This is a genomic window from Aquimarina sp. AU119, assembly GCF_900312735.1.
GTDB lineage: Bacteria > Bacteroidota > Bacteroidia > Flavobacteriales > Flavobacteriaceae > Aquimarina > Aquimarina algiphila.
In genome coordinates this window covers 32,880-58,864 of sequence record NZ_OMPF01000014.1, presented here as the reverse complement: position 1 = coordinate 58,864, position 25,985 = coordinate 32,880, and the positions used below count along the sequence as shown (strand labels likewise).

At 32.5% G+C, this 25,985-nt stretch carries 25 protein-coding genes; 12 read left to right on the top strand and 13 right to left on the bottom strand.

Going from position 1 to position 25,985, the window contains the following annotated elements; genetic code table 11:
• Positions 1-170 precede the first annotated feature (170 nt).
• On the bottom strand, positions 171-1,139 hold the full coding sequence (locus DK442_RS11220; protein WP_109435976.1) for a YheT family hydrolase: 969 nt from the start codon (positions 1,137-1,139) through the stop codon (positions 171-173).
• Positions 1,139-2,140: a bestrophin family protein gene (locus DK442_RS11215; RefSeq protein WP_109435975.1), complete on the bottom strand. Its 1,002-nt coding sequence runs from the start codon at positions 2,138-2,140 to the stop codon at positions 1,139-1,141. The genes DK442_RS11220 and DK442_RS11215 overlap by 1 nt, the downstream gene beginning before the upstream one ends.
• Before the next feature lie 538 nt (positions 2,141-2,678).
• Here DK442_RS11215 and DK442_RS11210 point away from each other — a divergent pair.
• A complete protein-coding gene (locus DK442_RS11210; protein WP_109435974.1) occupies positions 2,679-3,155 on the top strand; it encodes a thioesterase family protein in 477 nt (158 codons plus the stop codon).
• On the opposite strand, the gene DK442_RS11205 is transcribed toward DK442_RS11210, so the two are convergent.
• The gene (locus tag DK442_RS11205; protein WP_109435973.1) at positions 3,147-4,040 is read right to left on the bottom strand and encodes a DMT family transporter; all 894 of its coding nucleotides are present in this window, start codon (positions 4,038-4,040) and stop codon (positions 3,147-3,149) included. The genes DK442_RS11210 and DK442_RS11205 overlap by 9 nt on opposite strands.
• Positions 4,041-4,043: 3 nt before the next feature.
• Positions 4,044-4,391, bottom strand: coding sequence for an arsenate reductase family protein (locus tag DK442_RS11200; RefSeq protein WP_109435972.1), 348 nt, complete (start codon positions 4,389-4,391; stop codon positions 4,044-4,046).
• 162 nt (positions 4,392-4,553) lie between these two features.
• On the opposite strand from DK442_RS11200, the gene DK442_RS11195 reads away from it, so the two are divergent.
• The 3 genes from DK442_RS11195 to DK442_RS11185 all read left to right on the top strand — a co-directional run bounded on the left by DK442_RS11195 (position 4,554) and on the right by DK442_RS11185 (position 7,521).
• A complete protein-coding gene (locus DK442_RS11195) occupies positions 4,554-5,009 on the top strand; it encodes a DinB family protein (protein WP_109435971.1) in 456 nt (151 codons plus the stop codon).
• A gap of 95 nt (positions 5,010-5,104) precedes the next feature.
• The gene (locus tag DK442_RS11190; RefSeq protein WP_109435970.1) at positions 5,105-6,589 is read left to right on the top strand and encodes a serine hydrolase domain-containing protein; all 1,485 of its coding nucleotides are present in this window, start codon (positions 5,105-5,107) and stop codon (positions 6,587-6,589) included.
• A gap of 83 nt (positions 6,590-6,672) precedes the next feature.
• Complete coding sequence (locus tag DK442_RS11185) at positions 6,673-7,521, top strand: hypothetical protein (RefSeq protein WP_109435969.1); 849 nt, start codon at positions 6,673-6,675, stop codon at positions 7,519-7,521.
• 111 nt (positions 7,522-7,632) lie between these two features.
• Here the strand turns inward: DK442_RS11185 and DK442_RS11180 are convergent, their stop codons facing one another.
• Positions 7,633-8,412 carry a DUF3298 and DUF4163 domain-containing protein gene (locus tag DK442_RS11180; RefSeq protein WP_109435968.1) on the bottom strand — a complete coding sequence of 260 codons (780 nt, stop codon included), beginning with the start codon at positions 8,410-8,412 and terminating at the stop codon, positions 7,633-7,635.
• A 114-nt stretch (positions 8,413-8,526) separates the two neighbouring features.
• Here DK442_RS11180 and DK442_RS11175 point away from each other — a divergent pair, with 114 nt between their 5' ends.
• A complete protein-coding gene (locus DK442_RS11175; RefSeq protein WP_109435967.1) occupies positions 8,527-9,666 on the top strand; it encodes a cystathionine gamma-synthase in 1,140 nt (379 codons plus the stop codon).
• 103 nt (positions 9,667-9,769) lie between these two features.
• Positions 9,770-11,113, top strand: a complete 1,344-nt coding sequence (gene gdhA, locus DK442_RS11170; RefSeq protein WP_109435966.1) for an NADP-specific glutamate dehydrogenase — start codon at positions 9,770-9,772, stop codon at positions 11,111-11,113.
• A gap of 66 nt (positions 11,114-11,179) precedes the next feature.
• Here the strand turns inward: gdhA and DK442_RS11165 are convergent, their stop codons facing one another.
• The 3 genes from DK442_RS11165 to DK442_RS11155 all read right to left on the bottom strand — a co-directional run bounded on the left by DK442_RS11165 (position 11,180) and on the right by DK442_RS11155 (position 13,972).
• Complete coding sequence (locus DK442_RS11165; RefSeq protein ID WP_109435965.1) at positions 11,180-12,139, bottom strand: M23 family metallopeptidase; 960 nt, start codon at positions 12,137-12,139, stop codon at positions 11,180-11,182.
• A 128-nt stretch (positions 12,140-12,267) separates the two neighbouring features.
• Positions 12,268-13,596 carry a M23/M56 family metallopeptidase gene (locus DK442_RS11160; protein ID WP_109435964.1) on the bottom strand — a complete coding sequence of 443 codons (1,329 nt, stop codon included), beginning with the start codon at positions 13,594-13,596 and terminating at the stop codon, positions 12,268-12,270.
• Complete coding sequence (locus DK442_RS11155) at positions 13,589-13,972, bottom strand: BlaI/MecI/CopY family transcriptional regulator (protein ID WP_109435963.1); 384 nt, start codon at positions 13,970-13,972, stop codon at positions 13,589-13,591. Before DK442_RS11155 ends, DK442_RS11160 begins: the two co-directional genes overlap by 8 nt.
• Positions 13,973-14,179: 207 nt before the next feature.
• Here DK442_RS11155 and DK442_RS11150 point away from each other — a divergent pair, with 207 nt between their 5' ends.
• The 5 genes from DK442_RS11150 to DK442_RS11130 all read left to right on the top strand — a co-directional run bounded on the left by DK442_RS11150 (position 14,180) and on the right by DK442_RS11130 (position 19,124).
• Positions 14,180-14,710, top strand: coding sequence for a DUF4136 domain-containing protein (locus DK442_RS11150; RefSeq protein WP_160114130.1), 531 nt, complete (start codon positions 14,180-14,182; stop codon positions 14,708-14,710).
• Positions 14,711-14,715: 5 nt separating this feature from the next.
• Positions 14,716-15,210, top strand: coding sequence for a tetratricopeptide repeat protein (locus tag DK442_RS11145; protein ID WP_109435961.1), 495 nt, complete (start codon positions 14,716-14,718; stop codon positions 15,208-15,210).
• Between the two features lie 71 nt (positions 15,211-15,281).
• Positions 15,282-16,001 carry a DNA repair protein RecO gene (gene recO, locus DK442_RS11140; RefSeq protein ID WP_109435960.1) on the top strand — a complete coding sequence of 240 codons (720 nt, stop codon included), beginning with the start codon at positions 15,282-15,284 and terminating at the stop codon, positions 15,999-16,001.
• Between the two features lie 43 nt (positions 16,002-16,044).
• Positions 16,045-18,411: a TonB-dependent receptor gene (locus tag DK442_RS11135; RefSeq protein ID WP_345742971.1), complete on the top strand. Its 2,367-nt coding sequence runs from the start codon at positions 16,045-16,047 to the stop codon at positions 18,409-18,411.
• A 50-nt stretch (positions 18,412-18,461) separates the two neighbouring features.
• Positions 18,462-19,124, top strand: coding sequence for an HAD family hydrolase (locus DK442_RS11130; protein WP_370444661.1), 663 nt, complete (start codon positions 18,462-18,464; stop codon positions 19,122-19,124).
• Here DK442_RS11130 and DK442_RS11125 read toward each other — a convergent pair.
• The 3 genes from DK442_RS11125 to DK442_RS11115 all read right to left on the bottom strand — a co-directional run bounded on the left by DK442_RS11125 (position 19,121) and on the right by DK442_RS11115 (position 21,336).
• Complete coding sequence (locus tag DK442_RS11125; protein WP_109435957.1) at positions 19,121-19,615, bottom strand: nuclear transport factor 2 family protein; 495 nt, start codon at positions 19,613-19,615, stop codon at positions 19,121-19,123. The two genes, DK442_RS11130 and DK442_RS11125, sit on opposite strands and share 4 nt — an antisense overlap.
• Positions 19,616-19,631: 16 nt before the next feature.
• A complete protein-coding gene (locus DK442_RS11120; protein ID WP_109435956.1) occupies positions 19,632-20,168 on the bottom strand; it encodes a hypothetical protein in 537 nt (178 codons plus the stop codon).
• 130 nt (positions 20,169-20,298) lie between these two features.
• Positions 20,299-21,336: a M12 family metallopeptidase gene (locus DK442_RS11115; RefSeq protein ID WP_109435955.1), complete on the bottom strand. Its 1,038-nt coding sequence runs from the start codon at positions 21,334-21,336 to the stop codon at positions 20,299-20,301.
• A 278-nt stretch (positions 21,337-21,614) separates the two neighbouring features.
• Between DK442_RS11115 and DK442_RS11110 the strand changes: the two genes are divergently transcribed.
• Positions 21,615-23,195 carry a solute:sodium symporter family transporter gene (locus DK442_RS11110; protein ID WP_109435954.1) on the top strand — a complete coding sequence of 527 codons (1,581 nt, stop codon included), beginning with the start codon at positions 21,615-21,617 and terminating at the stop codon, positions 23,193-23,195.
• Positions 23,196-23,324: 129 nt separating this feature from the next.
• Here DK442_RS11110 and DK442_RS11105 read toward each other — a convergent pair whose 3' ends face one another.
• Positions 23,325-24,230, bottom strand: a complete 906-nt coding sequence (locus tag DK442_RS11105) for an NAD(P)/FAD-dependent oxidoreductase (RefSeq protein WP_109435953.1) — start codon at positions 24,228-24,230, stop codon at positions 23,325-23,327.
• A 301-nt stretch (positions 24,231-24,531) separates the two neighbouring features.
• Positions 24,532-25,923 (bottom strand): hypothetical protein, encoded by a 1,392-nt coding sequence (locus tag DK442_RS11100; RefSeq protein WP_109435952.1) that lies wholly within the window; start codon positions 25,921-25,923, stop codon positions 24,532-24,534.
• Positions 25,924-25,985 lie beyond the last annotated feature (62 nt).

Sequence of the window (25,985 nt, the reverse complement as noted above, 5' to 3'; positions counted from 1 at the left end):
AATACATTTCCTTGAAAAATTAAAAGGAAACAACCAAAATTCTTAAAATATTCTTAATTAAAAAAAGATTTTCGATCAAGTGAAAGAAAAATACTTCATAAAACCTTAACAAACGCTTAACGTTCGTTTAAGGTGTTTTTTGGGTAGGAAAAAACCTTCTTTAAGATGGTTTAAGATATATGTTTTTCAAAAAACTCCAGTGTTCGTCGCTCATTGTAGTAGGTTTTGTCTGGAAGATAAAAACCCACATGACCACCATAATCAGGCATTTCTAGAAATATACTAGGATTTTTTTCTGCTTCATCTATTGGATAACACTGATTTCCAAGGAAAGAATCATTTTTTGCATTAAGAATAAGTGTAGGAATTTGGATAGCTTTTAGGAATTGTTTGCTGCTACATTTTGAGTAATAGTCCATGGCATCTTCATAGCCATGGGCTTTGCTGGTATATAAGTTATCAATATCTATAAGCGAAGTGCAAGCCTTAATGTCGGATTTATCTAGGACCTCAGAAAACTGAATCTGCCTATCATATAGTTTGGCTTTAAGGTTTTTAATAAAACGTTGTTGATAGATATAATTTTTGGGTTTATTTATTTCTGATAACGAATCATAAAGATCACAAGGAACAGAAACGGCAACAGCATTTTTTACTTCTGATGGAAGAACACGACCTTCTCCCAAGTATTTGAGTAGAAGGTTACCTCCCAGACTAAATCCACAAATAGTTATACTGTTGTAATCATAGATAGAAAGGATATGATTGATAATATGATCAAGATCTTCACTAGCTCCGGCATTGTAAGATTTGTACAAGCGATTTACTTCACCACTGCAATTTCTAAGATTAACTGCGGCAGAATCCCAACCATTATGATTAAGATGTCTTGCTAATCCAAGCATATATTGTCGTTGTCCATTGCCTTCTAATCCATGAATAATTACGGCTAGTTTTTTAGAATGCTTGGCTGAGCCATGACTCCAATCCAAATCTATAAAATCTCCATCATCAAGTTCTATTCGTTCTCTTTTTTGAGATATGTCTTTTACTTTACGTAATAAGTTAGGATATATGGTGGAGATATGTCCGTTTCTAAATAAAAAAGGAGGATTATATTGAGAGTCTATTACTGGCATTAATATAAGATGTTATCTTTTGGTTGTTCTTTTTCTGGTAAATCTTTTTCGTCCAACATATCACGAAGATCAATTTCTATAGTTCTGCAAAGAGCTGTCATAGGGACATCATTAATTCTTCCTTCAAAAGGGTCTTCACTGTTACTTCCAATTTTTTCCATAGTGGTGAAAATCCAACTTATCAAAACACAAAGCGGTATCATTAGAAAAATGAACCATGGTTTAAGGTGTTGCGACATATCACTTAATTCACTTTCAAATACATTAAGTAGTCCAAAGGGTAATAAGAGAACAAAGATCCAGGTAAATACAGTACTAAAATAAGCATATTGACGAGGAAAAGGTGTGTTTTTGATACGTTCACATTTTCCCTGAAGATTATAAAACTCTTCGAGAGTATGATGAAAAAGTTGTTTATCGAATTCTGTGATTTGGTCATTGTCAAGAAGTTGTTTGATGTGAAGTCCTTGATTTTTTACAAGATGTGTAGCGGTGTTTTTTCTTTCGAGTAAATCTTGATATTCTTTTTCAGAAACAAATTGTTGAGTAGCATCACAGGCTGGTTTTTGTTCGCCATGTCTTTTAAAAAGATTTTCTACAGCTGCATTTTCTTTAATGGTAAATGAAGTAGGTTGACGCAGTTGAATTCGTAATGCATTGATCCACGCAATATGACGGTGGATAAGAACTTTTTTTGTATTATGATCAGCATTTACTAAGCATAATACTTGATTTGCCCAGGTTCTGGAATAATTTACAATACCGCCCCAAATTTTTCTACCTTCCCAAAACCGATCATAGCTTTGACTATTTTTAAAACCAATATAAAAAGCAACTGCGATACCAATTAGAGATAATGGCTGAAAAGGAATATCAATAAAATCCCAGCCCAAAAAATAATAGATAGAAAAAATACTTGTGGTATATACGGTGAAGAAGATAATGTTCTTCCATGCATATCTAAGAATAACTCCCCAACTAATATTTCGTTTAATGTACATGTGCGGTTTTTTGTTAAAAATAAGAAGACCCAACAGACTTTCAAAGTCTGCCAGGTCTTTTTTGGATCACATGGATACCAGTAGTTTATGGGGATAACTACTTTTCGATTACGAATTAACGTTTCGATTTTCCTAGAATGGAAATGATATGTAAGGGTTAGTGAAGAGTATTAATTGTGGTTTCAAGATAAATAAGTGTTAAGTGAGTTGAGTTTGTGTTGATAAGAGAAAGAAGTGTTGTTTTTTGTGTGTAATAGTGTTGGTTTTTGATTCATTTTGTTGTGGGACAAAGGTTCTTAAATAGATAAATAACATCATTAAATACATGGGTACATTAGGAGTACATTTTGTAAAATGAGGGTACTTTTGGCATACGATAGACATAATTAGAATATCAGGTGCGAAAAAAATAAAATCAGTTTTTTATTATCATTTTTTCGGCTTTTTATTATACCGTAGGAAGTAATATTTAACACAATAATATTATGCGTGCATAATCTATCTTTTGTATTTTCGCAGTTCAGAAAAATCAGGGAATATGTATATAAAAGATTTTGAAATTAGATGGAACGATATTGATGCTAATCGTCATTTAGCCAATAAAGCATATATAGAATTTGCAGCTCATACGAGAATGTCTTTCTTGGTAGAACAAGGATTTGATCAGCGCTTATTGGCCAAGTTTAATGTTGGTCCGGTTGTGTTCTATGAACATATCTATTATTTTAAAGAAGTTTTTTATGGCAGACCTGTTCGGGTTTCTTTAGAAGTGTCAGGATTAAGTGAGGATGGGAAATTTTTTGAATTCAGGCATAATTTTTATGATTATAAAGGAAGAAATTTTGCTCAGTGCGAGATGATGGGAGCATGGATGAATTTGGAGACTCGTAAACTTATTGCGCTTCCAGAAGAGATGCACCAGTTTTTGAATACAATAGAACGCCCAAAGGATTTTAAAGTATTAACCAAAGAAGATACTAGAAAATTTGCTAAGGTTCCAGTGGATTTAGTGTAAAGCTTTAGGTTTTTTGGTTACAAGATACACTCCGATAAAAATTAAAAGAGTAGCAACAATTTTGATAATATCCAAGGTGTCTTTGCCTAATCCAATCGCAAATATAGAAGCCAATAAAGGCTGTAGGTAAATAAATACAGCTACTGTAGTAGGTTTAAGTTCTCGAATAGCAAAAATATTGAGAATATAGGTCCCAAAAGTGGCAAAGAGAATAACATAACCAATTTTAAGGTATCCTTCTAAGGGAATTATATCAGGCTGTACTTCTAAAAGTTGAGAATACCCAAAAGGTAAAACAAATAGAAAACCAATACCATACATCCATTTCATAAAAGTAAAAGGGTGATATTTTTGAGTGATTTTTTTTACTACAATGATATAGCTGGCATAAGAGACTGCATTTACAAAAATCAGAAAATTTCCTAAAGTCGGATTTGTTGCGGTAGCAGAGTTTCCGGTGGCGTATAAGATAATAAGCAATGTTCCCGAAAGTCCAACTAAAACCCCGAGAACTTTCAATGCTCTTATTTTTTCTTTTAAGAAGATTACAGCCAGAATTAATACGATCACAGGTGTGGTAACCATTAAAACGGAAGCACTTATAGGAGTGGTGAGATGTAAGCCTTCAAAAAATGCCAACATATTTATACCTACTCCAAATAAAGATGCAGCGACAATTCTGGCAAAATCTTTACGTTCTATTTTTTCCTTTGGCCCTAAAAAACTAATTCCCCAAAATAGAATTGTAGCGCCCGCTATTCTCAATAGAATAAATCCAAATGGCTGAATATAAAAATGCATTACATCTTTAGCAATAGTATAGTTTGCTCCATAAAATATTGCCACAAAACTAGCTGCAATTAGTGCTAAAGTTCTTTTACTCATATGTTATATCACCAATTTGGCCGATTCTACTACTTTTTTGCTATTTCCTATAAAAATCTGATCATTAATGATAATTACCGGACGTTTTAAAAATGTATAATGTTCAAGAATTAATTTTTTGTAATCTTCTTCTGTAAGACTTTGATTTTTGAGATCACGCTCTTTATATAATCGTGCACGTTTACTAAATAAGGCTTCATAACTACCTGCCAGTTGATGCATTTCTTCTATTTGATCTAAAGTAATTGATTCATTTTTGATGTCTTGTGACACAAAATCTGAAGATAGATTTAACTCATTGATAATGCGTTTACACGTGTCACAAGTGGATAGGTGATATATTTTTTTCACAGTTAATTATTTTAAGTATCAAAATCACTGCAAAGGAATTCATTTCACAATTAAAACTCATATTTTTGGCTAAAAATTATGAAATCATACATTCATTATGTTATTACTAATCAATATTGAAGTATGACTTTTGAAAAGCAATAAAATAAAGAGATAAATACCATGCAAGATCCAATTACAATTACTCGGGTAAATCGAAAATTAATCGAAAAAATACTAGATAATCATACATTAGAGCAGCTTAATAAAGTACCTGAAGGATTTAAGAATAATTTGATTTGGAATATTGCTCATGTTGTAGTGACACAACAGTTGTTAGTATATAATTTAAGTGGATTACCAATGATGATTGATGAGGAGATGGTCAATTTATATCGAAAAGGAACCAAATTTGAAAGAGAAGTCACGGCAGAAGAAGTGTTAAAAATAAAAGAATTGCTATTTAGCACTCTGGATAAAACCGAAGAAGATTTGACAGCTGAAGTTTTCAAGGATTATAACGAATATCCAACCAGTACGGGATTTGTGTTAAAATCTGTTCAAGACGCTCTAAATTTTAATAATTTTCATGAGGGAATTCATTTAGGATATATCCTGGCACTTAAGAAATCTGTATAACATCTATTTAAAGAGTATGAAGTGTTTCTTTCTGAAGGGTTCTAACGGGAGTGATTCTGTAATTCTCTAATTATAAACGATTAAAAAGCACAAAAATGAGGTCACTAATAAAATATGCATTCATTACTTTATTGACCTTTGGTTGTGCTAAGAAAGAAGAACTTCAATTTAATAGTTCAGAAAAATTTGAAAACGAACTTATAGAGTTGCAGAACTTTTTTAATGTCCCTGGTATTGCAGTGTCAGTGATAAAAGAGGATAAGACTATCTATCAGAACTATTTGGGGTATTCTGATTTAGAATCCCAAACAAAATTAGATAGTACTTATGTATTTCCGATAGCTTCTATTACAAAAGTATTCTCTGGTGTTTTGATGATGAAGTTAGTAGAGCAGCAGAAAATTTCTTTAGATGAACCTATACAAAAGTATGTTCCGCAAATGAATGTCCCAGACTCGATTTTGGTAAAACATGTTTTGTCTCATACCTCTCAGGGAGAAGTGGGAAAACAATTTTATTATAGTTCTAGATTCGGAATTTTAACAGCTATCATTGAGAAAGCTTCAGGAAAGTCGTTTAAGGAGTATATGACCTCAGAAATCTTTAAACCTCTAGCCTTACAAAATACCTATTTACTAAAAGACACTGTACAGATAAGTCAAAATAACTTAAAAATACCTTCTCCATATATTTTAGATAATGGTATAGAAAAAGGATTTATTGATTTTGGGTATTCTTCATCTGCTGGTATTATTACTGATCTAAATGATTTGAAAACTTTTAGCCTAGCTTTTGATCATAATAAACTCATTTCAGAAAGATCAAAAAATCTAATGCTTTCTGGAGTTAATGAAAATTTACCGTATGGATACGGAGTTTTTAATCAACAGTTTGATGACTTAAAATTAGTTTGGGCTTACGGCCAATACGATTGTTATTCGAGTTTATTACTTAAAGTACCTTCAAGAAACATCACTTTAGTATTGCTTGCAAATAATAATTTATTGAGTGATCCCGCACGATTAATTTATGGAGATGTTACTACATCACTTTTTGCTCTAAGTTTTATAAAAAACTATATCTATCAAATAGAAGATATGCCGCTATTAGAATCAGAAGAGTCTGGTAAAACTAAAGGAGATTATAAAAATGAGAATTTTTATACCAGAAAACTTTTGGCTCAAGCGTTAGCCTCATCGTTTATGGCAAGATTCGAAACAAAAAAAATGCAAACCAGCTCGATGTTACTAGAGAAGGTTTTTTCAGAATCTCCAGATTATTTAGAGTATGCAGACCTTAACTTGTTGCATAACCTTACATTTCTAAAGGATGTGGCATTTTATAAAGAATTAGGAGAGTTTAATCAATTTGATGAAAAAATTGAAGCTATTGGCGAAAAGGTGTTAAAAGAAGATCCTGAAAATCCATATGGCCATGTATATATGGGTGTTTATTATGATCGAAAAGGAGATATTAACAGGGCAAGATATCATTTTGAAAGTATTGTTAATGCTGATAATTTTTCAAAAAATTGGTATACTACTGAAGCAAAAAATTGGATTGAGACGCATAAGAATTAGATAGCTTTATTTAATATCAATAATTAAAAGACGAGAAGATTTTTTCTATATTCGGTTAAAAATAGAGAAAAGAGAGATAAAACATGGAGTATCTGGAAAAATTGGATTGGAGTTTGGTTTGGGGCGTAATTAAGGATACAATTGTTCCACATTCTGCCACATTAATCTTTAATACTATTTTATTTTTAATAGTTGGTTTTTTTCTATCGATCATTTACACTATTATTTTATCCAAAAAAAAAGTTCTCAAAAGAAAGCCTAAATATTATAATTGGGCAGTAAAACTATACATTCCAATACTTCTATGTGCATTTCTATATATTTTTGGACAAGTAGGTTTTATAAGAGGTGTCTACAAGATTTTGCACAAAGAAAAAGAACCTATTGTATCTAACGTGTATTTTATTACCCTGAGCTTTATTTTTAGATCAGAGGAAAATAAAAACACATTTGTTAAAGAATTACAAGCATCTGCAGAATATGCAAAGGATGGATCTGATTATTTGGTTGAGCTATTAAAAGTAACATCAACGAATTATAATTCAGGAATTTCGTTAATAGATCGTGGTAAAAATAAGATTTCTGTGTATCTAATTGAAAAATACGGAGACGACATTTATAAGACATGCCTCTATGCTATGCTTAATCTCGCTGGAGGAAAGGTTCATGCTGACATCAATGAGTCAATGTCTTATGATGAATTTAGTGCCGCAATGGACTTTTTATTAGATGTGGGGTATAAAGAAATTGAAGTAGCTGTGCAGGATAAGTTAATGACGTGGCTTACTTCTTTTCTAGATTCTCAATACCATTCGATGGTGAAATCTCTTTTTATCATATTATTTATTATTATGAGTATACCTGTAATTGAATTTTTTATATACAAAAAGTGGATTGAACCTGGCCTAATTAAAAAAGAAATCAAGAACTAATATTTGTAAATGTATATATGCGTTTTGCGAAGCAAACTGGCCTATACATGAAACCTCAAAACAAATTTAGTTTAACTCCCACTCATCATGGTAATCTAACTCTATAACTTCTTATTGAACCTTAATAGCAAAAAACGATAGAACCTCTTCTTTGTTTAATTTCAGCTCAACAGGGCCTTCAGCGTATGAGTTAATTTCATATTGATTATAATATAAAACGACTTCTTTATCCGTAAAACCAATGTTCTCTGGTAAAGTAAATACATCGTTTTCAAAAAAGAAGCCCGTACTATTAATAGATTCTTCTTCCGGGATTTTATGTTGTGTTCTAAATACCTTTTCGGCGTAGCTCACAAAAGCATCATAATCTTTAAATAAGGATTTGTTTGCAATTCGTTTACCACTTTTTGTGTCGATATTAATATAAGAGATACTGCCATATCCATGCGCACCACCAGTAAAGACATATGAATCCATGACAACAGAGAGTAAGCCCTTGCATTGAAAACCAAGTTCGCAATTAATAGAAGCCTCATAAGGAACAGTTTCATCAGGAAATTCTTCGCTAATCTCCTGGTAAGATGTATTAAATTGATGAGCAGCTTCTTTTAATGTCTCCTGTGATGTTTGTTCACCAATATTTAATATACTGCAAGCAACATGTTCAATTTCTTTATTAATGGTTGTCGAAATTTGGTTATCATCAATTACCTTAAGTAGATTGATTTCTAAAAAAGCGCAATCCACAACCTTACAATCGAGTAGGTCGTCTACGGTAAAATTTTCTTTCTCAAAAGTGAAGGATTCCTTGTTATTACAGCTATAAAAAACGATGAAAATTAGAAGGAAATAAATGAATGTAAAACGAGTGTTAGGTTTTCTGTTAATCATCTACTAAAGGTATTCATTGAAATATGATTAGAACGAATTAAATGATACATTTGTTCAGTTTTTTAACATAAAAACGATCAAGTTAATTTTTTCTTCTTAATAATAGGGTGAGAAATGAAATTTAATACAAAAACGATACACGGAGGGCAACAGCATGACCCAGCTTATGGAGCCGTAATGCCTCCTATTTATCAAACATCCACGTATGCTCAAACTACTCCAGGGGGACATAAAGGATTTGAATATAGTAGAACCCACAATCCAACCAGAAAAGCATTAGAAGATTCTTTTGCAAGTATCGAAAATGGAAAATTTGGACTGGCTTTTGGGTCGGGATTAGCGGCTATAGATGCAGTTATCAAATTATTGAAACCTGGTGATGAAGTGATTTCTACTAGCGACCTATATGGAGGTACCTATAGAATATTTACCAAAATATTTGAAGATTTCGGAATCAAATTTCATTTTATTGGTATGGAAAATGCTGATAAAATAGAACAGTACGTTAATGATAAGACCAAATTAATTTGGGTAGAGACTCCAACCAATCCAATGATGAATATTATTGATATCAAGGCGGTAGCTATGATATCAAAAAAACATAATATTGTATTAGCAGTTGATAATACTTTTGCTACACCATATTTACAAAGGCCTTTGGATCTTGGAGCGGATATTGTAATGCATAGTGCCACTAAATATATGGGAGGCCACAGTGATGTGGTTATGGGGGCATTAATTGTGAAGGATGAAAAAATTGCAGAACGCTTATATTTTATTCAAAATGCAAGCGGTGCTGTTTGTGGACCTCAGGATAGTTTTCTGGTCTTAAGAGGGATTAAAACATTACATATACGAATGCAAAGACATTGTGAGAATGGAGAAGCGATTGCAAAATATTTGAAAAATCATCCCAAAATTGAAAAGGTGTATTGGCCAGGTTTTGAAGATCATCCTAATCATGATATCGCTGCAGCTCAGATGGATGGATTTGGGGGTATGATTTCTTTTATCACAAAAGGAAGTGACTATGATAAAGCGATTAAGATTGTCGAGAATCTGAAAATATTCACGTTGGCAGAATCACTTGGAGGAGTAGAAAGTCTAGCAGGACATCCAGCTAGTATGACACATGCTTCGATCCCAAAAGAAGAACGTGAGAAGACAGGAGTAGTAGATGCTTTGATCAGATTAAGTGTAGGAATTGAAGATGTAGATGATCTAATTGCCGATCTTGATCAAGCAATAGGTTAATTGATTATTAAATTAAAAAAAACAAACCTCTATTTTTAAGAATATCATATATTTGACGAAGTAATTCAACCATTAGATTAGAATCTATTAATTTTATTAACATATGCAAGCAAAGATAGATGCATTTATGGAAGAAGTAAAGGCTCGTAACTCACATGAGCCCGAATTCTTGCAAGCAGTACAGGAAGTTGCAGAGACTGTAATTCCGTATATAGCTTCAAACGAAATTTATAATGGTAAAAACATTCTGTTACGAATGGTTGAGCCTGAGAGAGCTATTATGTTTCGTGTACCATGGGTAGACGATAAGGGAGAGATTCATGTAAATAGGGGATATCGTATTCAGATGAATTCTGCTATTGGTCCTTATAAAGGAGGATTACGTTTTCACCCATCGGTAAATCTAAGTATTTTAAAATTCTTAGCTTTCGAACAAGTATTTAAGAATAGTTTGACCACACTTCCTATGGGAGGAGGTAAAGGTGGATCTGATTTTGATCCAAAAGGAAAGTCTGATGACGAAATTATGCGCTTTTGCCATAGTTTTATGAGTGAACTTTTTAGACATATTGGTCCAGATACCGATGTTCCTGCAGGGGATATAGGAGTAGGAGGCCGCGAAATAGGATTTTTATTCGGGATGTATCGTAAAATGCGTAATGAATTTACAGGAGTACTTACCGGAAAAGGCCTTACTTGGGGGGGATCATTGATCCGCCCTGAAGCTACAGGATATGGAGCGGTATATTTTGCGCAAAATATGCTTGAAACAAAAGGAGATTCTTTCAACGGAAAAGATGTTGTGATCTCTGGTTCTGGAAACGTGGCACAATATGCTGCAGAAAAAGCTACACAATTAGGAGCAAAAGTAATCACTTTATCAGATTCATCTGGATATATTTATGATGGCGATGGAATCGATGATGAAAAACTGGCTTTTGTAATGGAGCTTAAAAATATAAAAAGAGGACGTATCAGTGAATACATAGATAAATATCCATCAGCAGAATTTCATAAAGGACAAACTCCATGGGGAGTGAAAGGTGATATCGCATTACCATGTGCTACTCAAAATGAATTAAATGGAGATGATGCAAAAGCTTTAATTGCTAATGGATGTATTTGTGTTAGTGAAGGTGCTAATATGCCAAGTACACCAGAAGCTATTGCGGCATTTCATGAGGCTAAGATTTTCTTTGCGCCTGGTAAGGCATCCAATGCTGGTGGTGTAGCGACTTCTGGATTAGAAATGACGCAAAATTCATTACGTTATAATTGGACTCGTGAAGAAGTAGACGAGAAATTAAAACAAATTATGAAGGAAATTCATTCTGCATGTCTTGAGTATGGCTCAGATGGAAATGGATATATTGATTATGTCAAAGGAGCTAATATTGCAGGTTTTGTAAAAGTTGCAGATGCTATGCTTGCGCAAGGCGTGATATAATCTCATAAACATAAAGGTTAAAAAAACGGCTTAGAGTTTTCTCTAAGCCGTTTTTTATATCATATTTTATTCTATAATCAACTTTTGTCCGATTTTTAAAATAGCACTGCTTTTAATATAATTGGTTTTGCAAATTGTAGTAATAGGAATGTTATTTTTTAAAGCTATTCTAGACAGTGTATCTCCTCGTTTTACAATGTAAATCTTTTTTCGGTTTTTACGACTTCTAACCGCTTCTTCTTTAGTCGTAAAAATATTCAAAGTACTCTGCTTTTTATGGTTATGCAAGTATGAACGGGTCCATTTATCTGTGACCCAAATTTCTTTTGCTCTTACACTATTAGCTGCTGAAAATTCAAATAAATACTCTGGATATATTGCTATGCCATGGTAATAAATGCCTAAATGCAAATGACTTCCTCTGGCATTACCAGAAATTCCTCCATAACCAATATGTTGTCCGTACTTTACGGTGTCATTTACTTTTACAGCATACTTAGATAAGTGCGCATACACCGTTTCTAAACCATTATAATGCCTAACTACAATAGTTTTTCCATATCCGGTACTATATCTTGCAAAACGGACAATACCACTAAACATAGAAAAAATACTATCTCCGGTAATAAGATCTATATCAATACCATGATGACCCCTGCCATTTCTCCATCCAAATCGGGAAGTAACAACTTTATTTCTTGTAATTGGAGAGCTATAACTACTATCTGAGAATTCTAATTTAATGGGGAATTTGGGTTTTACATTTTTATACGGATTAAAAACGGTAGTATTCCAATGATTTGCTTTAATGTCAATGGGCTTAATCAGTTTTGTAGAATCTAGAGGAATAGTATCTAATTTTAGAAAAAGTGAATCATCTGTTTGATTAAAAGCACTTTGTTTCAATAATTGATCCTGTACAGAAGTTTCAGGTTGATTCCTTATTTTTCCTATAATAGTATCATTTTGACTATATCCACTTAAGGAGATAAGAAAGAAAACAGTAAGGTAAAAAGGTAATTTCATAAAATAATATTGAATTTTAATGAGGTTGTGAAAAGGATATAGATATCCTATTCTGCTTAAAAAAACAGAAGTAATTATCTGATTAAATGATTTTAAATTTAGAGTTTAAAGACTAGTCGTAGAAGGTTCTAATTTTTTATATAATCTATTGGATTTAACCAGTTTCCGTTAAGCTTTACTTCGTAATGTAAATGTGGACCGGTAGAAAGGCCTGTGTTTCCAACATAACCTATGATTTCTCCTTTTTTAATATGTTGCGTTTCTTTGCTATTAAAACTTTTTAAATGAGCGTACCAGGTTTCATAACCTCCAGAGTGAGAGATAACAATTAGATTACCCCAATCTCCTTCCATAGATGCTTTTGAAATTATACCGTCGGCAGTTGCAATAACAGGAGTGCCTTCTTCTGCTCGTATATCAATCCCTCGATGAATTTTTTTCTTACTAATTTTTGGACGTCTACTATTAGAACCGTATTTACTACTTATATCATTTATACTTCCATTTTGAACAGGGAAAAGGGAAGGAGGAAAATTTTCTATTTCAAATACTTCTGTTGTCGTATCCATAAAGGTGTGATCAACAGTTGGTTTTGTAAATGCAATTAAAAAGAGTGCACAAACAGGTAAAAGCAAGAGATATTTTAATTTTGCGATATTGTTAGATTTAGTTTTTGTCATCATATTTATTCTTTTTAATAGTATTGGGTGATTAAAATAACTATACAAATTATTTGGTTTTTCAACAGCTATACTTTGCAATAGCAATTGCATATAATGAGAGGTTTTAACTTTGTTTTTAAGTACTTGGTGATCTGCTTGAAATTCATGAATCGATTTTAATGATTTCCTGTAGAGATATACTGTAGGATTAAACCAAAAAAATGTTATAAAAAACTCAGCAATAATGAGGTCTACGGAGTGTTTTAATTGTATGTGAGCTTTTTCATGTTCAATAATTAAATCATCATATTTTTCTAATTTTTCTTCTGGAGTAAATATCCAATTGAAATATGAAAAGATTTCAGGAACGTTGGTTGCTATTAATTTAAATCCTTCTTTCTGATATACTTTAGACGTACGTTTCAGTATAATTAACTTTCGAGTGGTAAAGAAGAATTTTAGCAAACATATTAGAACTCCAATACAATATAATGCCATTAAAAAAGAAACATAAGTATAAGGAGTATCGGTCATTGGTTTTTCAATGCCATTACTTATGTTATCAGGATTAAGTGTTATGGTTTCGAATAGTTGAGGTACTTCTATAATTGTCGAATGTATTGGAGGAAACACATTGTCCATTAATGGTATAAAAACAGATATAGGAATTAATGACAATAATATAAATCTATTAAGTCTATGAAATGTAAGTTGACTTAAAACTAATTTATAAATTAGAAAAAGCGCTATAAAAAGTAAAGTCGATTGAAAAAAGTATACAATTAAATTATTCATTTTTATCTTTCAGGGTTTCAATTTTTTCTTCTATCATCAGTTTCATTTTTTCTAATTCACTAAGATTTAAATCTTCACTTTCGGCAAAGAATAAGGCAAATTTACTGGTCGAACCGCTAAAGAAATTACCTATAACTTGTTTAATGTGTTTTTTAAAATAGTGCTCTTTTGATATTGCCGGATAGTACTGCCGAATTTTACCATAGGTGTCATATTTTAAAAACTCTTTTCTAACCAATACTCTCACTACAGTAGAAATAGTGGTATATGCGGGTTTGGGTTCTGGAAACTGCTCTACAATATCTTTAAGGAATGCTTTTTCTAGCTTCCAAACGTATTGCATAACTTGCTCTTCTGCTTTTGTTAGTTCACTCATAGGCGCAAATATAGGATAATATTTTAAATTATGACTATAAAAATAGTTATATAACTATTTTTATAGTCATATAGCTTGTTACGCCTTTTGATTCCTGGTTTTTTATGTTATGATAGAAAGTACCTAGGCTTTGAAAAAAGTAAATCATTGAATCAATTTTAAGGTATATTATTTATGTTACGTATTTTTATAGTAAAACTGATTTTTATGAGGCTTATAGTTTTTATACTATTCATTATAGGGCTAACTTCTTGTGGAGTTACCAATACTAGTTATGATTATGACGAACAGCAAGATTTTTTGGTATACAAAACGTATGCATTTTATCCAGAAATGAATTCAGGACTTAGTGAGTTGGATCATAAGAGATTGATACAGGTAACAGAAAAAGTTATGGAAGTTATGGGGTTTGTCAAATCAGAAACTCCAGATATTTATATAAATTTTAAAACAACTACGGTTAAAGCCCCATCACGAAATAGTATCGGTGTTGGTTTAGGAGGTGGAGGCGGAGGAGGTGTCAATATAGGTATTGGAGGTTCCATTCCTATAGGTGGGCCAGAAACCTATCTTGAGCTCACCACAGATTTTGTTGATACCAAACGGGATGAATTAGTGTGGCAGGCGATAGCAGAGAAACGTTTTAACCCTAATGGCTCTCCTAATGCACATACAGACTTTTTTAGAAGAATAATCGAAAAATCTTTATCAAAATATCCTCCAAAAAAGAAAAAGTAGAAACTATGGATCACCTTACTAAACTTGAAGAAATGTTACATTTGGCCAATGATGATATCAAAAATGGGTTGTATGATGATGCTACCAACAAATTAGAAAAGATTATTGATATAGATCCTGGCTTTGGTAAAGCATATAATCATCTGGGATATCTGTATGAGGTAAAATTTAAGGAGTTTGATAAAGGGGAGACATTATATAAACTATGCTTAGAAAAATCTCCTATGTATCCAAGCGTCTATTATAATTATGCTGTTTTGTTATCTACATTAGGGAAATGGGATGAGCTTAAAGAACTTTTGGATACAGCAATGAATATACCTGGTATCGTTAAAGCCACAATCTATAATGAATATGCTATTATGTACGAGCAACAAGGTAAATTAGATAAAGCAATGGACTTTTACAAAAAATGTGCATTAAACACTTTAGATAAGAATACAGTTAATCGGGCAAAAGATTCGCTTGATAGGTGTAAAATGAAAAAGGAATTGTTATAAAACAATTGGTATTGAATTATTCCTTGATTTAAAGGATAATCTTCTTTTTTTAAAGTTATTTTTACCCGATTATGATTGTCCATTCTCCAGCAATAGTTATACACTCCTTACGATATGGAGAAGCAGATTTAATAGTTACATTGTTTACTAAGACAAGTGGATTACGTTCTTATTTATTAAAAAGAATTCTAAAATCAAAACGAGGTAAAATTAGGTCATCTTTATTTCAACCGCTTACCATATTAGAAATAGAAGCATTTCATAAAGATAAAGGTTCTTTAGAACGTATTAAAGAAGCTAAGCTTCATACTATGTATAAAACATTACATACAGATTATGTAAAAAGTGCATTGGTCTTTTTTATTTCAGAAATACTAAAGAATTCTATTCAGGAAGAAGAAACTAATATTGATTTGTTCGATTATCTCGAGACTGCATTTATTTGGTTGGATGAGCATGATACAATTGGGAATTATCATATTACATTTCTAATTAAGCTTACTCAATATCTTGGATTTTACCCAGATACATCAGGGATAGAGTCTGAGTATTTTAATATGCAGGAAGGTTTTTTTCAGACGACTAGCAGCAATGTGTATTGTGTAAAAGGAAATCATATAGCACAATTCAAACAATTTTTAGGCACAACATTTGAGGCAAGTATGAATATTAGACTCTCAAGGAGTATAAGAAGTGATATTCTAGCTATGCTATTAGTATATTTTGAGCTACATTTGCACGGTTTTAAGAAACCAAAATCACTTTCGGTTTTGAACGAAATTTTTAATTAGAATAATGAAGTTATTTGTGTCTTTTTTGTTAACTGTTTTTTTTGTGATACCTAGTGTTGCACAAAAGATAACAGTATACAGTTCTACTAATAACCAAGCTATTCCTAATGTTGAAATTTATAATAAAATTAAATCAAAAAGCGCAGTAACAGATTTTGATGGCGTTGCTGATATTTCTATATTTTCTGATACAGAGATATTATATTTTGCACATATATCCCATTTAAAAACTAGTCTTGTAAAATCGAAAATATTAAGATCAAATATTGTTTACTTAAAACCTGATGAAAATCAACTTTCTGAAGTTGTTATATCAGTATCAAAATGGGAACAGGAACAAAAAGATGTTACTCAAAAAATAGTAAGTATTTCTTCTAATGATATTGCCTTATCTACTCCTCAGACCTCTGCGGATCTTTTACAGAATAGTGGTCAAGTATTTATTCAGAAAAGTCAATTAGGAGGAGGTAGCCCAATCATTAGAGGTTTTTCTACCAATCGATTATTATTAGCGGTAGATGGAGTGCGAATGAATACTGCGATTTTCAGAGGAGGGAATCTACAAAATGTGATCTCTGTGGATCCTTTTTCTGTAGAAAGAACAGAAGTGATTCTTGGTCCCGGTTCGGTAGTTTACGGAAGTGATGCAGTAGGAGGTGTACTTAATTTTTATACGAAGCAACCCAAATTTGCAATAAGCGGTAAAAACAAAGTTAGCGGTAATGCATTAGTAAGATATGCAAGTGCAAGCAATGAAAGAACGGGACATGTTGACTTTAATATTGGCTTGGAGAAATGGGCCTTTTTAACTAGTGCCAGTTATACAGATTTTGATGATCTTAAAATGGGAAGCCATGGTCCTGATGATTATTTGAGAAACGAATATGTAGAAACATTCGACGGAACAGATATCGTTATTCAAAATGATGATCCGAAAAAACAAGTTTTTACAGGATATGATCAATTCAATGTATTACAGAAAGTACGATTTGTTCCCACTGATAAATGGGAGTTTGATGCAAGTTTTATTTATACAGAAACTTCAAATTTTCCGAGATACGATCGTTTGATTAGAAGAAGTGATGGTAATTTAAGATCAGCAGAATGGTTTTATGGACCTCAAAAATGGTTTATGGGTAATGTGCAGGTTTCACATAAATCTGAGAGTAAGTTGTTTGATAAAATGAGAATTACAGGAGCGTATCAATATTTTGAAGAGAGTAGAAATGATCGTGATTTTGGTAGTACAATTTTATCGAGAACCAAAGAGCAGGTAGATGCATACTCTTTAAATTGGGATTTTGAAAAAAACTTTAATAAAAAGACAGCATTGTATTATGGGTTAGAATATGTATTAAATCAGGTATATTCTGACGGTTTTGAACGAAATGTTGAAACTAATGTATTATCAGATGCTCCCTCACGCTATCCTGATGGGTCTACTTGGCAATCTATTGCAGCCTACGCAAGTATAAAGCATAAATTCAGTGAAAAATTAAGATTTCAAGGAGGATTACGATATAATCGAATTATCCTGTATTCAGAATTTGATGATACCTTTTTTGATTTTCCTTTTACCGAGGCCAATATTGATACAGAAGCAGTAACAGGAACTGCTGGATTAAGTTGGTTCCCTAACGATTTTATACATTGGAAACTTAATTTCTCTACTGCTTTTAGAGCACCTAATATTGATGATGTAGGTAAGATTTTTGATTCAGAACCTGGATCTGTAGTAGTACCTAATCCAGATATAAAGCCCGAATACGCATATAACGGTGAACTGGGAGTACGATTAAATTTGGATCAAAATTTATCTGTAGATTTAGCCACGTATTATACCTTATTAGATGATGCGTTGATTCGAAGAGATTTTAACCTTAATGGAGTAACAGAGATTGAGTTTGGAGGAGAGCTTAGTACAGTGCAGGCAATTCAAAATGCGGCAAATGCCAGAGTATATGGTTTTGAAGCGGGCTTAGAATATAAATTTCTTGAGAGCTTTAAATTAACATCAAAATATACCTTTGTCGGTGGAGAAGAAGAATCAGATGACGGTACAATAGCCCCATCTAGACATGTTTCTCCTCAATTCGGGACTACCCGAGTTAGTTATGCGTTACCTAAGATAACTATTGATGCATTTGCAGTGTATAATGGTAAATTTAGCTTTGAAGATTTGGCACCTTCTCAGCAAAATAATGATTTCTTATATGCCAAGGACGAGAACGGAAACCCATATTCACCTTCCTGGTATACGCTTAACCTTAGAACGCAATATCAAGTAAGTAAAAATATACAAGGTATATTATCCGTAGAAAATATAACAGATCAAAGATATCGACCTTATTCTTCTGGTATTGCGGGAGCAGGGCGAAATTTTATTCTATCTGTAAAATATACACTTTAATAAAAATAACCTTTACTCTGAGCTTGCTATAGAGGAGGGTTTAACCTAATATTTGTTTTCTGAAAAATACATTATTCATATTCGACATAGATGGTACGCTTACAGATAGTGTTCCTATGTATCTAATTTCGGTTACCAAATCATTAATGGCTTTGGGAATTTCTGATATCGATACAGATTATAATAATTATAAACATCATACTGATAGTTATGCTTTACGATATAACTATGAGCGTAATTTTAGAAAAAAACCTCCCAAAAGCTTATTAGGAGATTTTGAAGAGCATCTGATAGATCAAATGAAGAGGTTTGATCCAGTTCATGAAATTGAAGGAGCCATGACATTAATTCAGTTTTTCAGAGATAATGAAATTCCATTTTGTTTTGCTACAGGAGCTTTGCCAAAACCAGCAATTATGAAACTAGATCAGTGTGGTATATGGTATGATACATCTTTATTAGCTACTTCAAAAACACATGAATCCAGAGAAGGTTTTGTGATGGATGCGATAGAGCGAGCAAAAACTTTTTATAACAAAGAACAATTTGATACTATTATCTCTGTTGGTGATGGCCTTTGGGATCTAAAAACAGCTCAAAACCTATCACTTGATTTTGTAGGGATCGGAGATAAAAACAAAGTAAGACTCATTGAAAACGGAGCAGAAAATTGTTTTTCAAATTTAACAGCGTTTAAAGAATGGCTAATCTAATTACTTTTAGCTCTTAGTTTTTTCATTAAATCAGTGTCAAATGTTTTTTTAAGCTCAGTGATCTCTTTTACATTTTCATTCGGAATTGCAATCGACAAAACATAATGTTTTATTTTCCAACCTTGGTTAGTTTTTTGAACTACACCACTTCCACGGCAAATCCCCATTTGAGTATCTAATAATTCATCAAACCAGGCAATGGACATATCATTTTCAACAAAAATATTTCTTTCGAGGGTTGAAAAACTCCATGCTTTTCCTTTGTCAAAATAAGGTTTAGAAAATGCTTTAAAGTCTGCATTAGTCCAATTTTCTGTAGGATCAGTTCCTATAAAAATTGCGTCTTTAGTCATTAAACCAAAATAGGCATCAAAATTGGCATCTGCTGCGGCTTTATGCCATTGTTCTAATATGTTGTTGATTTCTGTTTTCTGTTGGGCAGAAGAGAGACTATATGTTAATAGTAAGAGAAACAATGTTAGTTTTTGCATAGGGATAATGTTTTGTTTATTCTTCCTCTTCTAAGTCTAATTTTTTAAGAAGTTCTTTTTCGATATTTTCAGGAATTGCTAATGACAATTCATTAAGCTGAATAATTAAACTATTATAGGCCTTAATCAGCCTGGTATTAGCCTCCATTATTTTTTCTGAATCGGGATTTTTCTTTTCAGTAAGTAATCTTAATAAACCAGATTCTGTAGCAAGCACACCAATACGAGAGTTGATGGTATTTACATTTAAATCTTCAGAGAGATTTTCTTTAAACGTACCTATTAATACATTTATACTGTCTGCGTGTTTATTAATATAAAACGAATTTCCATTACGTAGAGATGTTACAAAATTTCTTAAGTTTTGGAAATCCTCAAAGTTCTCAAGACTTTTTTCTGCTTGAGGAGAAAGCTTTAAAGGCTCTAATTTGATTTTTTCTTTAGAAAGACTGTCCAGTTGAGCAACGGGTTTTTCTTCTTGGGTATTTGCGGTATTTTCGCTTTGACATCCAATACAAATTAGTAATATTCCTATAAAAAGAAATCGTTTCATTCTACGTTTTTAAGTAAGGACTCAAAAATAAGGTATTTATTACTGTGACCAAAAAAAAGACCTCGGATAGATTAATATCCAAGGTCTAAATATATACTTTTAATAGAGTTATGATTCTAGCTTTTAATCCTTAAGCGTAGTACCATGCCCCGTTTCTATATACAACTTCTCTCCAGCCGTTACTAGAAGTATAGTAGTACCACTTATCATTATAACGATATACTCTTAAGCCGTTTACAGTATAATATTGTCCATTTGCATACGTTGGCTCTCCGCCGCCGCCTGTACTAGATGGGTACATTTGACTTATCCCTTGCAAATCTGCAGAAGACAATGCATTTCTTTGCACAGAATAAGAACTACCATCTTTTTTAGTAATTGTTGGTTGTCCATTTTTAGAGAAAGATGTAGGACCATACATCATTATAGATCCAAAATCTAGTGAACTTGTGTATTCATCACCATCTCTTCCTTGCTCAGCATAAGTTCTAAAATTAAATTCTTTTCCAGATTGGATATTTTGAAAGTTGATAGTGATATATTGATTTCTATCAGCTCTACTTTGTTCGTGCCAAAGACCTACAGCATGACCAATTTCATGAATAGTATTTCCCGTACTACACCCATTGGCAAGAGTAATATTTTGTCTTCCACCTACCATTCCTACACTAGAAGAACATCCTCCTCCAGATCTGAAATAGATATAATTTCTTTGATTTGTTCTTCTAACAAACCTAAGATTAGTGTTGTTTTCCCAGCTTGCGATTGCATTAGTGACTCTCGCTTGATTCGGAAGGTCACTGGCAATAGTGTAATATACCGTATTGTTTGGCCATCTTCCTCCGGTTCTCCCTACACTTTTTGCTTGATTTGGATCTTGTCCTTCTTCAAGAACAATATTGGTTGCACTTTTAAAGATTTGATTTTCGGGCATTACAATATCTCCTTCTAGGATATTTTGACCATTAATTTTTTCATAAGTAACAGCTAATCCTTGAAAAAACCCTTCTTCGATAGTTCCTGATTGATCTGCAAAAGCCTTTTCTGCTCCGTCAAATTTTAAAACTTCTGGTTGTAAGGATTCTAGTTCTGAGATTGGTTCGTTGTCCGAACATGCGACCATAGCTATCGCTGTAGCTAGCAATAGCATCGATTTACAATTTTTCATTTTGTTGAGTTTGTAGTTATTAAATTATGTGTTAAATAACCGCAAAAGTTTTGAGTTATTACCTTTTTATGAAAAATTAACATTTTTTTAGTAAACAAAACTGAGTTTTCGTGCTTATGAAGGTAGGAAGATGAAACCAAGGAGCAATTACTTATCTCATGATGTAATAAATAGAAGGTTTATACAATAAGCTTTTTAAATTAACATCTTAAGGAAAATTTGTAAATGGTGAATTAAAAAAATCCTAATATATTTAAAAAATTAAAAACGCATAAATCATGGGCATACTTTCCTTTTTAGGATTTACATTACTTGTTGGTATTATTTCTTACATAGCAACCAGAAAAACAGATGAAAACACATCAGATGGATATTTTTTGGGAGGTAGAAGTCTTACAGGCGTTGTAATCGCAGGTTCTTTATTACTTACTAATCTTTCTACCGAACAAATTGTCGGGCTTAACGGACAAGCATTTACCGAGGGGATTTTGGTAATGGCTTGGGAAACTCTAGCGGCTATTGCAATGGTAGTTACTGCTATATTTTTATTGCCTAGATATCTTAAAGGAGGAATTACTACGGTTCCTCAGTTTTTAGAAAGACGATATGATACTACCACCAAAGCAATAGCATCAGGATTGTTTCTTACAGGTTATGTAGTTGTGTTTCTGCCTATTGTTTTGTATTCTGGATCCTTAGCTATTAGTACTATGTTCGATGTTCCTGAATTATTAGGAGTGTCTAAAACTATGTCAATTTGGATTTGTGTTTTCGGAATTGGAATTACGGGTTCTATCTATGCTATTTTCGGAGGTCTTAAAGCTGTTGCTGTTTCTGATACGATTAACGCAGTTGGATTATTGATAGGAGGAATTATGATTCCCATTTTTGGATTACTTCATATAGGAGATGGAAGTCTTACTGGAGGATTAACGACATTGCTGAATGATAACCCCGAGAAATTTAATTCTTTAGGTTCTGGTGAAGCTTCTGTACCCTTTGCAACGATCTTTACCGGGATGATGCTGGTACAATTGTTTTATTGGGGAACGAACCAAGCAATCATTCAGAGGGCACTAGGAGCAAAAAACCTAAAAGAAGGGCAAAAGGGATTGATATTAGCATCTTTTATTAAGATTTTAGGTCCTTTAATTGTAGTGCTTCCCGGTGTAATTGCGTTTCATATGTTTGGGGATACGCTTACTAATGCTGATGAAGCATATCCAACTCTGGTAAGTAAAGTATTGCCTTTGTCCCTGGTAGGCTTTTTTGCGGCTGTTCTTTTTGGAGCAATACTAAGTTCATTTAATAGTGCTTTAAATAGTTCTGTTACTTTATTCGGAATTGATATCTACAAAGAATATATCAATAAAGAAGCTTCTGAGCGACAAGTGGTGAAGGCTGGTAAATTATTTGGAGTGGTATTGGCGCTGTTGGCGATGTTTATAGCTCCGTTTATTGCAAATGCTCCTGATGGGTTATTTGGATATCTGCAACAAGTAAATGGATGTTATAGTATTCCGATCCTAACCATTATTGTAGTAGGGTATTTAACCAAAAATGTACCTGCTATTGCTGCAAAAATTGCCATTGTTTCGGGTGCAATACTATATTTGATTTATGTGGTATTGGATAGCACAGTTATGAAAGATCAGTTTCCTCATTTCTTACATGTTATGGCTATTCTTTTTGTATTAAATATTATTATCATGCTTATTATAGGAAAACTCTTTCCAAGAGAAGTACCTTATGAACAACAATACACTAAAGAAGTCGACATTACTCCCTGGAAGAATGTGAAAATAGTAGGAGGATTAATCTGTGTAATTGTCATAGGAATCTATATTTATTTTTCATAGAAAATACTTTTCTCTTCGAGATAAAGCTCAAACTATATTTACCCCTTAGTTTAAGTGTAAAAGGGGATAGGTTAAATGTAACCTATCCCCTTTTTTTATTGTTAAGAATTATTTAGATAGTTCTACGTATTAAAATTCCTCTTGAATCAAATAGTTGTTTATATGTACTCCTGTTAGGGTACCAGAAGAAACTGCAAGTGAAACTGTTCTTTTATTAGAATTATCACCACATGCATAGACACCTTCGACGGTAGTCTGGTGAGAAGTGTCTATTTTGATTAAACCTTCTTCTGTTAATTGACACCCAAGTTTTTCAGGGATATCACAATGTTGCTCGAATTGTGGTCCAGAGTAAATCGCTTCGACAACAGTTTTTGATTGATCATCAAAAGTAATGTGTTGTAATTTTCCATTTTCATGCACTATAGCATCAACCTCTTTTTCAATAATTTCAATATTATTTTTCTTAATTTTTTCTGTTTGTTCGTTTGTAAGTGTTGATTTGCCGTTGGTAAAGAGTGTTAGTTCTTTTGTCCAGTTGGATATTAGCTGAGCATAATGAAAAGCCATATCACCATTTGCTAAAATACCGGTTTTTTGGTTTCTAACCTCGTAGCCATGACAATACGGACAATGTATAACCGATATTCCCCAACATGCTGCAAAACCTTCAATATTTGGCATGATATCTCGTAACCCTGTGGCAAATATTATTTTTTTGGAAAGGAATAACGCTCCCGACTGGGTTTCAATTTCGAAGCTGTTATTGGTTTTTTTTGCAGTAGTGGCAAGATCTGCAAAAAATGATACCGTATTGTATTGTAGCACTTGCTTCTTTGCAATCGAAGCGATTTCTGAGGGTTTTTTTCCGTCTTGAGTGATAAAATTATGAGAATGAGGCGTTTGTCGATTGCAAGGTTTTCCGCTATCTATGATCAAAACGGTTCTAAGAGATCTACCTAGAGCCATGGCGGCAGAAAGTCCTGCGTAACTTCCGCCAATAATAATTACATCAAAATTATTGTCATCTATCATTGGGTTATTTTTTTGTCAAAGATAATAATTATTACTTTATTGCGACATGGTTGCATTAATAAAATGTGATAAGGAGAACTACATAATCGAAACAGGAAATTTTGGATGTTTTAAAATTATCTGGAGCTGCTTTAAATTATATAATGATACACAGTCTCAAGTTAAACACAAGTATGGATAGAGCTACCATTTATTGGGTGTGAAATAGGTTTTGAGAAAGATTTAGTCAAAATTTATGTTACAGCTGCTTACTTTCCAGTATTCATATGGTGTAACAGAGCATTGTAGTGTAAGAAAGCTATTAGCATTTTTTAAATATCCATTCTGTAAAATCTACATACCCCAAAATATGATCAGGGATAGGATACTCTTCGAGCTGATCATTAAGATCAATAAAAGCTTTTCTTTTTTCTATAGCATCATATTCAACAGTTTTTGATAAAAATTTTAAGATAGTTTTTTCATAGAAAACTATGTTTTTTTGTTTTCTTAATTGTTTTTTCATAGAATCAATTAGGTAGCGTAATGTAAATCCATTGCCTAATTCATAATGTACAAGAAGGTTGAGCCAATACGTATGTGTGATTAAATCTTTGCGATCTTTTTTTGTTTGATGATTCAGGATATCATTGATCCATTGCAATGCTTTTTTGTAATCTTCTTTTAGGAAGTAGATATTAGCAAACTGAAAACGAAATGAAAGCCAATAGTTGTTAGGGACCAGAGTTTTGTGTGTGTTGATGAAGGTCTGAATTTCATTAATTACTTCATGAGTGGTGTGTAGGTCTTTTAGATTTCTATGGATCTCGAGTTCGATATTGTAGAGTCGCAATGTTTCTTTTATTATAGCTGCAGAGATGGTAGTTATTGTTTGGGCTTTTTGTTTTAAAAGAAGAATTCTCACAAATGCTTCTTTATATTGTTTATTAAACACCAGAAAACCAAGAAGATTATTATTAACAGAGAAATACATGGCAAAATATTCCTTTAGTAATTCTGGACTCTGTTCCCATTCTTTGATTAAGTTTTCTAACGTTTGCCTTGCTTTATCTGTGTGTTTAGATAAGAGCTGTTTCCTGTATTTATGAAGGGTTTTGAGTGTTTTGTTTTGAAGAGAAACACTTTTTTTATGTGATAATGAGAATTGTGCAGGATCTACATTAGCTAGTAATAAATCGATATACTCATTGGTAGAGTCAAGGGTGTCTTTTTGTTTTTCTATGATGGTTTTTAATGTTGTGAAATCCTGGGGATATAGGGCTTGGTGTACTTTTCTTTTCCAATCTTCTATATGAAATAACAACATGTCCTGTTGAAAGTTTTTAGCTTTCTTTTCTGCGCGATTTAATTCACTTTTGCAGATTGAATATTGTCCTTTGTGATACAGAATTTCTACGTTACGTATGATGTCCACAAGTTCTGCATTTTTTGAAATTCTAGAATGATAGCTTCGCAAAGATTGTAAAATGCGTTGTTTCAGGTAGTTTTTTATTGTTGTTAATTGAAGAACGAAGGTTTTATCTTTAAAAAGCGTTTTGATTTTTGTTTCATCATAGACTTTTTGCGCTTCTATAGCATCAAAGAGGTGAAGGTATTCTGCGGATTCATTTCCTTGTGCACTTAATTTAAAATATCGTTTTTCGCTTTTGGTTAATGACTTGATTAGATAAAATAATTCTTCGTTTTTCTTCATTTTAGAAACCTATGTTTTTACAAAAATATAATTTTTTTGATTCATATGATCGTTTACCTTTG